The following is a 5997-nucleotide window of genomic DNA, read 5'->3' on the forward strand; positions in this document are numbered from 1 at the left end:
GGGGAGCCGGGTGGCCCCCGGGCGCGGGTGTGCCCGTGGCGCGCGGCACACCCCGGTCCCCCGATCCGGGTGGCTCGCCCGCCCGGGGATCACCCGCGCCCGACGACCCGGCGGGGATACCGGACGCGGTGGACTCGGCGGCGGGTTAGGGCGTGTCTGGTGGATCTTGCTGGGCTCGCGTGCGCTGGTGCCGCGCTCCCCCTGGGCCTGGCGGCCCGGGGTGGGACCCACGCCGCGTTGTCGTCAGTCGCCTACGGTCCCCCTACACCCAGGGGCGTGGGAGGTATCCCCACCCTCCGCCCAGGGACGTGGGAGGTACCCCCAGGCCGGGTCAGTGAGCGGGGCGGGCGGCGGAGGGACGAAGGTGCAGGATGGAGACATGGATCTGCGCATTTTCACCGAGCCCCAGCAGGGGGCGAGCTATGACACCCTGCTCACCGTCGCCCAGGCCACCGAGGCTCTCGGGTTCGACGCCTTCTTCCGCTCCGATCACTATGTCGCCATGGGGTCCGCCGACGGGCTGCCCGGCCCGACCGACGCCTGGATCACCCTGGCGGGCCTCGCCCGGGAGACCCGGCGGATCCGCCTCGGCACTCTGATGACGGCGGGTACGTTCCGGCTGCCGGGGGTGCTGGCCATCCAGGTCGCGCAGGTCGACCAGATGTCGGGCGGACGGATCGTGCTGGGGCTCGGCGCCGGCTGGTTCGAGGAGGAGCACAAGGCGTACGGCATCCCGTTCCCGAAGGAGAAGTTCGCCCGGCTGGAGGAACAGCTCGCGATCGTCACGGGTCTGTGGGAGACGGAGGTGGGGAGGACGTTCTCGTACGAGGGGAAGCACTACCGGCTGACCGACTCGCCCGCCCTGGCCAAGCCGGTCAAGGGCAAGGTGCCGGTGCTGATCGGTGGGCACGGGGTCAGCCGTACCCCCAGGCTCGCCGCGCGGTACGCGGATGAGTTCAATATCCCCTTCGCCTCGGTCGAGGACAGTGAGCGGCAGTTCGGCCGGGTCAGGGCAGCCGCCGAGAAGGCCGGGCGCGGCCCCGGTGAGCTGGTGTACTCCAGCGCTCTGGTCGCCTGTGTGGGCAAGGACGACGCCGAGGTGGCCCGGCGGGCCGCCGCCATCGGACGCGAGGTGGACGAGCTGAAGAAGAACGGGCTGGCGGGATCGCCCGCCGAGGTGGTCGACAGGATCGGCCGCTATGCGGAGATCGGCGCGTCCAGGATCTACTTCCAGATTCTGGATCTCCATGACCTGGACCATCTGGAGCTGATCTCCGCCGAGGTCGGGTCCCAGCTGGGCTGATCGTCGTGCGGCCGACCCGTGGCCTTCGCGCCGCCCTCGCCGAAGGAACCGTCGTCGTCGACGGCGGACTGTCCAACCAGCTCGTGGCACAGGGCTGCGATCTGTCCGGGGACCTCTGGTCCGCGCGGCTGCTCCTGGACGATCCCGGACAGATCGAGGCCGCCCATGCCGCCTATGTGCGGGCGGGCGCGCAGGTGCTCATCACCGCGGGGTACCAGGCGAGTTTCGAGGGGTTCGCGCGCCGGGGCGTGGGGCGGCGGGAGGCCGAGGGGCTGTTCGCCCGCAGTGTGGCGCTGGCACGCGCCGCCGGGGAGCCGGCCGGCCGGGAGATCTGGGTGGCGGGCTCGGTCGGGCCGTACGGGGCGGTCCTCGCCGACGGGAGCGAGTACCGGGGGCGGTACGGGCTGACGGTGCGGGAGCTGGAGCGCTTCCACCGGCCCAGGGTCGAGGCACTGGCGGCGGCGGGCCCCGATGTGCTCGCGCTGGAGACGGTGCCGGACCTGGACGAGGCCGAGGCGCTGCTGAAGGCGGTCGACGGCTGCGGGATCCCGGTGTGGCTCTCGTACACCGTCTCCGGCGACCGCACCCGGGCCGGGCAGCGGCTGGAGACCGCATTCGAACTGGCCGAGGACCATGACCAGGTGATCGCCGTGGGGGTGAACTGCTGTGAGCCGGACGACGCCGACCGTGCGGTGGAGTCGGCCGCCGCGGTCTCCGGCAAGCCGCTGGTGGTCTATCCGAACAGCGGGGAGCGCTGGGACGCGCGGGACCGGGCCTGGCGGGGCGGGATCGCCTACGACCCGGCGCGCGCCCGGCCGTGGCGGGCCCGGGGCGCGCGGCTGATCGGCGGCTGCTGCCGGATCGGCCCCGGGACGATCGCGGAGCTGGCCGCCCTCCTGGGCGACCCCGATGCGGGGCCGGCCGGTCCGACGCCAGGTCCGCCGCCCGGTTCGTCGCGCGGCCCGTCGGATCCTCCTTGACCAGGAAATCCATGGTTCGGGTGGCGCGGGTCGACCATAATCAGACAGGTGTTTCTGACAATCAGTACGACCGGCACCGGGGAGCGTCCCGCGACCGACCTCGGATTTCTGCTGCACAAGCATCCCGAGAAATCGCAGACGTTCTCCACCGCGCACGGCACGGCGCATGTGTTCTACCCCCACGCGTCCGCCGAGCACTGCACTGCCGCGCTGCTGCTGGAGGTGGATCCGGTGGCGCTGGTGCGGCGCGGAAAGGGCAAGGGCCGGGGCGGGGCGCCCGATTCGGCCCTCGCGCAGTATGTGAACGACCGCCCGTACGCGGCCTCCTCGCTGCTGGCCGTCGCGCTGAGCGGCGTCTTCAAGAGCGCGCTGCGGGGGGTCTGCGCGGCCCGGCCCGAGCGGGCCGAGTCGCCGCTGCCGCTGGTGATCGAGGTACCCGCACTGCCCGCGCGCGGCGGTGCCGACCTGGTGCGCAAGCTGTTCGGGCCGCTGGGCTGGACCTCGGTCGGGGTGGAACCGGTGGCGCTGGACGAGAAGTTCCCCGAGTGGGGTGAGTCGCGCTATGTCCGGCTGGTGCTGGAGGGGGAGCTGCGGCTCGCCGACGCGCTGCGCCAGCTCTACGTCCTGCTGCCGGTGCTGGACGACGCCAAGCACTACTGGGTCGCGCCCGACGAGGTCGACAAGCTGTTGCGGGCGGGCGAGGGCTGGCTCGCCGACCACCCCGAACAGAAGCTGATCACCAGCCGCTATCTGTCCCGCCGCTGGGGACTGACGCGGGAGGCGATGGAGCGCCTCGAACTGGTGCGGCTGGCCGAGGCCGACGACCTCGAAGTCGAGGACGTGGACAACGCCGTCGACGAGACCCAGGACACCGAGGACAAGCCGGTGCCCCTCGCCCAGCAGCGGCGGGACGCGATCCTGGACGCGCTGCACGCGGCCGGGGCGAGCCGGGTGCTCGATCTGGGCTGTGGGCAGGGGCAGTTGGTGCAGGCCCTCCTCAAGGATGTGCGCTTCACCGAGATCGTCGGGGTCGATGTCTCCGTACGCGCCCTGACCATCGCCGCGCGCCGACTGAAGCTCGACCGGCTGGGGGAGCGGCAGGCCGCGCGCGTCCAACTGCTCCAGGGCTCGCTCGCCTATACCGACAAGCGCCTGACCGGTTATGACGCGGCCGTCCTGAGCGAGGTGATCGAGCATGTCGATCTCCCGCGCCTGCCCGCCCTGGAGTACGCGGTCTTCGGGGCCGCCCGGCCCAGGACGGTGATCGTGACCACGCCGAATGTCGAGTACAACGTCCGCTGGGAGACCCTGCCCGCCGGGCATGTGCGCCATGGCGACCACCGGTTCGAGTGGACGCGCGGGGAGTTCCGCGCCTGGGCGGCGGCTGTCGCCGAGCGGGACGGCTACACCGTCGCGTTCCTGCCCGTCGGGCCCGACGACCCGGAGGTCGGACCGCCCACCCAGATGGCCGTGTTCACCCGTACCGACGGCGCCGACGGCACGAGCCGTGGCGAGCGCCCCGAGCGCCCCGAGCGCCCCGAGCGCACCGAGCGCACCGAGCGCACCGACCGCACCGAGCGCACCGACCGCACCGAGGGCGCTGACGGCACCGCCAAAGAGTCCGGCGAGTCCGGCGAGTCCGAGGCGTCCGCGAAGTCCAAGGCGTCCGAGAAGTGCAAGGCGTCCGAGGAGCCCAAGGAGTCCGGCGAGTCCGAGAAGGGGGCGAAGGCCGCATGACCACCATGAAGAGCACCACCGCCGCGCCGGCGAAGCGGGTGCTCCCCGTGACCGATCTGTCCCTCGTCGTCCTCATCGGCGCGACCGGCTCCGGCAAGTCCACCTTCGCCCGCAGGCACTTCAAGCCCACCGAGGTCATCTCCTCCGACTTCTGCCGAGGGCTCGTCGCCGACGACGAGAACGACCAGAGCGTCAGTGGGGACGCGTTCGACGTACTGCACTACATCGCGGGCAAGCGGCTCGCCGCCGGGCGGCTGACCGTCGTCGACGCCACCAATGTGCAGAAGGAGAGCCGCGGGCAGCTGGTGCGGCTGGCGCGGGAGTACGACGTCCTGCCGATCGCCATCGTCCTCGACATCCCGGAGGAGGTGTGCGCCGAGCGCAACGCGTCCCGCCCCGACCGGGCCGGGATGCCCCGCCATGTCATCAGGCGGCACCGGCAGGAGCTGCGCCGCTCGCTGCGCGGGCTGGAGCGCGAGGGCTTCCGCAAGGTGCACATCCTGCGCGGTGTCGAGGAGGTGGAGAGCGCCGGGATCGTCCTGGAGCGCCGGTACAACGACCTGACCCATCTGACCGGCCCGTTCGACATCATCGGCGACATCCATGGCTGTGCCTCCGAGCTGGAGACCCTGCTCGGCAAGCTCGGTTATACGGACGGCGCACACCCTGAGGGGCGTACGGCGGTCTTCGTCGGCGACCTGGTCGACCGGGGGCCGGACAGTCCCGGCGTACTGCGCCGCGTCATGTCGATGGTCGCGTCCGGCGACGCCCTGTGCGTACCGGGGAACCATGAGAACAAGCTCGGCCGTTATCTCAAGGGCCGCAAGGTCCAGCACACCTACGGCCTCGCCGAGACCATCGAGCAGCTGGAGCGGGAGGACGCCGAGGACCCCGCGTTCCGGGAGCGGGTGCGGGAGTTCATCGACGGACTCGTCAGCCACTATGTGCTGGACGGCGGCAGGCTCGTCGTGTGCCATGCCGGGCTGCCCGAGAAGTACCACGGCCGCACCTCGGGCCGGGTCCGCTCCCACGCGCTGTACGGGGACACCACCGGCGAGACCGACGAGTTCGGCCTGCCGGTGCGCTACCCCTGGGCCGAGGACTACCGGGGCCGGGCCGCCGTGGTCTACGGCCACACCCCCGTGCCCAGCGCCTCCTGGGTCAACAACACCATCTGCCTGGACACCGGCGCCGTCTTCGGCGGCAAGCTGACAGCGCTGCGCTGGCCCGAGCGCGAACTCATCGACGTACCGGCCGAGAAGGTCTGGTACGAACCGGCCAGGCCGCTGACCAGCGTGGCACCGGGCGGCCGGGAGGGCAGGCCGCTGGACCTGGCCGATGTGCGGGGGCGCCGGGTCGTGGAGACCCGGCATATGTCACGTATCGGCGTGCGCGAGGAGAACGCCGCCGCCGCGCTGGAGGTCATGAGCCGGTTCGCCGTCGACCCCCGGCTGCTCGGCTATCTGCCGCCGACGATGGCGCCGACCGCGACCTCGAAGGAGGACGGCTATCTGGAGCACCCGGCCGAGGCGTTCGCCCAGTACCGCGCGGACGGGGTCGCCAGGGTGGTCTGCGAGGAGAAGCACATGGGCTCCCGGGCGGTCGCCCTGGTGTGCCGTGACGCGGCGGTGGCGCGCGAGCGGTTCGGGGTCGACGGGCCGACCGGGGCGCTGCACACCCGTACCGGCCGCCCCTTCTTCGACGACCCGGCGGTCACCGAGGAGATCCTCGGCCGACTGCGGGCGGCCGTCACCGCCGCCGGGCTCTGGGACGGCATCGGCGCGTCCGGCGGCACCTCCGCCCCTTCCGGTACCTCTGGCGCTTCCGGCACGGTGGACTGGCTGCTGCTGGACGCCGAGCTGATGCCCTGGTCGCTGAAGGCGGCCGGACTGCTGCGCAAGCAGTACGCGGCGGTCGGCGCCGCCGCCGGTGCGGTCTTCCCCACCGCCCTCGCCGCCCTGGAGGCGGGGGGCGGGC

Annotated in this window: 4 protein-coding genes; all 4 read left to right on the forward strand. The window is 72.5% G+C overall.

Features of this window, described 5'->3' with window-relative positions:
• Window positions 1-379 precede the first annotated feature (379 nt).
• The gene (locus tag ACWF94_RS30555; RefSeq protein ID WP_453495673.1) at window positions 380-1303 is read left to right on the forward strand and encodes an LLM class F420-dependent oxidoreductase; all 924 of its coding nucleotides are present in this window, start codon (window positions 380-382) and stop codon (window positions 1301-1303) included.
• Between the two features lie 5 nt (window positions 1304-1308).
• A complete protein-coding gene (mmuM, locus tag ACWF94_RS30560; RefSeq protein WP_453495676.1) occupies window positions 1309-2283 on the forward strand; it encodes a homocysteine S-methyltransferase in 975 nt (324 codons plus the stop codon).
• A 48-nt stretch (window positions 2284-2331) separates the two neighbouring features.
• Window positions 2332-4020 (forward strand): 3' terminal RNA ribose 2'-O-methyltransferase Hen1, encoded by a 1689-nt coding sequence (locus tag ACWF94_RS30565; protein ID WP_453495678.1) that lies wholly within the window; start codon window positions 2332-2334, stop codon window positions 4018-4020.
• A partial coding sequence (locus ACWF94_RS30570) for a polynucleotide kinase-phosphatase (RefSeq protein ID WP_453495681.1) occupies window positions 4017-5997 on the forward strand: 1981 nt, incomplete at its 3' end. The genes ACWF94_RS30565 and ACWF94_RS30570, both read left to right, overlap by 4 nt.

Source organism: Streptomyces sp. NPDC055078 (assembly GCF_053607985.1).